This is a genomic window from Acetobacter sp. DmW_043 (genome assembly GCF_002153485.1).
In the GTDB taxonomy this organism is placed as follows: Bacteria; Pseudomonadota; Alphaproteobacteria; order Acetobacterales; family Acetobacteraceae; genus Acetobacter; species Acetobacter thailandicus.
The window spans coordinates 1-1678 of record NZ_JOMN01000065.1; the positions used below are offsets into that span (position 1 = coordinate 1).

General features: G+C 59.3%; 2 protein-coding genes and 1 pseudogene. 1 reads left to right on the forward strand and 2 read right to left on the reverse strand.

All coding sequences use genetic code 11. The annotated features are described in order from the left end of the window. Together HK11_RS12750 and HK11_RS11415 are read right to left on the reverse strand one after the other, a co-directional pair. The coding region (locus HK11_RS12750; protein WP_143216403.1) for a Tn3 family transposase at positions 1-149 on the reverse strand (149 nt) is incomplete at its 3' end. Next, positions 139-831: pseudogene (locus HK11_RS11415) on the reverse strand (DUF4158 domain-containing protein); the annotation flags it as partial. The pseudogene HK11_RS11415 and the gene HK11_RS12750, both read right to left, overlap by 11 nt. A 125-nt stretch (positions 832-956) precedes the next feature. Between HK11_RS11415 and HK11_RS11420 the strand changes: the two are divergent. Beyond that, entirely contained in the window at positions 957-1571 is a 615-nt protein-coding gene (locus tag HK11_RS11420; RefSeq protein WP_010512305.1) for a recombinase family protein, read from the forward strand. Positions 1572-1678: the final 107 nt, after the last annotated feature.

Below are 1678 nucleotides of genomic sequence, written 5' to 3' on the forward strand. Positions count from 1 at the left end.
ATACGATAGTGCTGCCCTTCGCCTGAGCGGTCGCGTATCTCACCTCGACGATGGAAGCTGATGGCGCGCTTGAGGGCATGATGGGCCTCGCCCTTGTTGAGACCGATCTGAGCCTGGCGCTGGAGACCGGCGTCGAGAATCCAGTCGATCCATCAGCCGATTGGCCGCCGCCGAATTTGCGCCAACTTCGAACTGTCGCAGCCATACGAAGCGGGTGATGCGACCATCCACCGTATTCTCTAACAGATGAGCCAAATTCTCGCTCAGGGCTGGTGTTATGCGATGGGCGATACGATCTTCGATCCTGCGTTCGGCCTTGACCAGTGCATCGGCACAAAGGCGCTCAATCGTTGAGAAACCGGGAAGGATTGTGCGGGTGCGGCGACACTCTGCAACGAAGCGACGGGCAAGATCCTCATTCGATGTCGCCGCCTCGGCTTCCCGAGCGATCCAATCGCGCAAATCCCGTGCGCCCCGCCCCGAAAAGGAGCGATAGCCGTAGATCCGGCGTAGGTCCGCCAGATGCTCATGCCGGGTCTCCTCGCGCGCGGCATAGAGGAGTAGATCGTCACGGCTCAGCCCGAGCTGGGCCGCGATGAAATCAGATACCTGTGCCGGGATCAGCTCGCCAGGGGTGAGTACCCGGCCCGGGTAGCGCAGGACGCACAGTTGCAGCGCGAAGCCGAAACGGTTGTGGGCGCGCCGGCGCTGGCGGATATGCCCGAGATCCTCATCGCTAAGGGTATAGTGCCGCAGCAGATCACCTTGATCGACCGGTAAGTGAAACAGCGCCTCGCGCTGTCGATCGGTCAGGGTCACGCGACGCGGCATACATGCTCCTTATTCTTTCCAAGGTAAGGTTTGAGATAGTTTGATTGCGATGCTGGTTAAGATACACAATAGTGCAAGCTTATGTGCTCATGTTCGTCACCGCTTCAAACCAACGTTTAAGAAACATGCTGATCGGATATGCCCGCGTCTCCAAAGCCGATGGTTCCCAATCCCTCGACCTCCAGCACGACGCCCTGCGTGCCGCCGGTATCGAGCCAGGTAATATTTATGATGATCGTGCATCCGGTAGCCGCGATGATCGGCCCGGCTTAGCTGCATGCCTCAAATCCTTGCGCGACGGCGATGTGCTGGTGGTCTGGAAACTCGATCGCCTCGGGCGCTCGCTCGCCCACCTGGTCAACACCGTGAAGGATCTGTCAGACCGCAGGATCGGCCTGCGTGTGCTGACCGGAAAAGGCGCTCAGATCGACACCACGACCGCATCCGGCCGCATGGTGTTCGGTATCTTTGCCACTCTGGCCGAGTTCGAGCGGGATCTGATCCGCGAGCGCACCATGGCTGGCCTTGCCGCAGCCAGAGCGCGCGGACGAAAGGGAGGGCGAAAATTCGCCCTGACCAAAGCACAGGTGCGTCTCGCCCAGGCCGCCATGGCGCAGCGCGACACGTCTGTTTCCGATCTGTGCAAGGAACTCGGGATCGAGCGCGTCACTCTATACAGATATGTCGGACCGAAGGGCGAGCTCAGGGATTATGGGAAGCGCGTTCTCAGCTTAGCGTAGGATTTCGCCCCCTCCCGCAAACGACCCCTGGCAGCTCATATACTTTGAATGGTTTTTATAATGTGTTTAAGGACTGGTGCGCATCTGCTGAATTGCCCGTGCAGTGT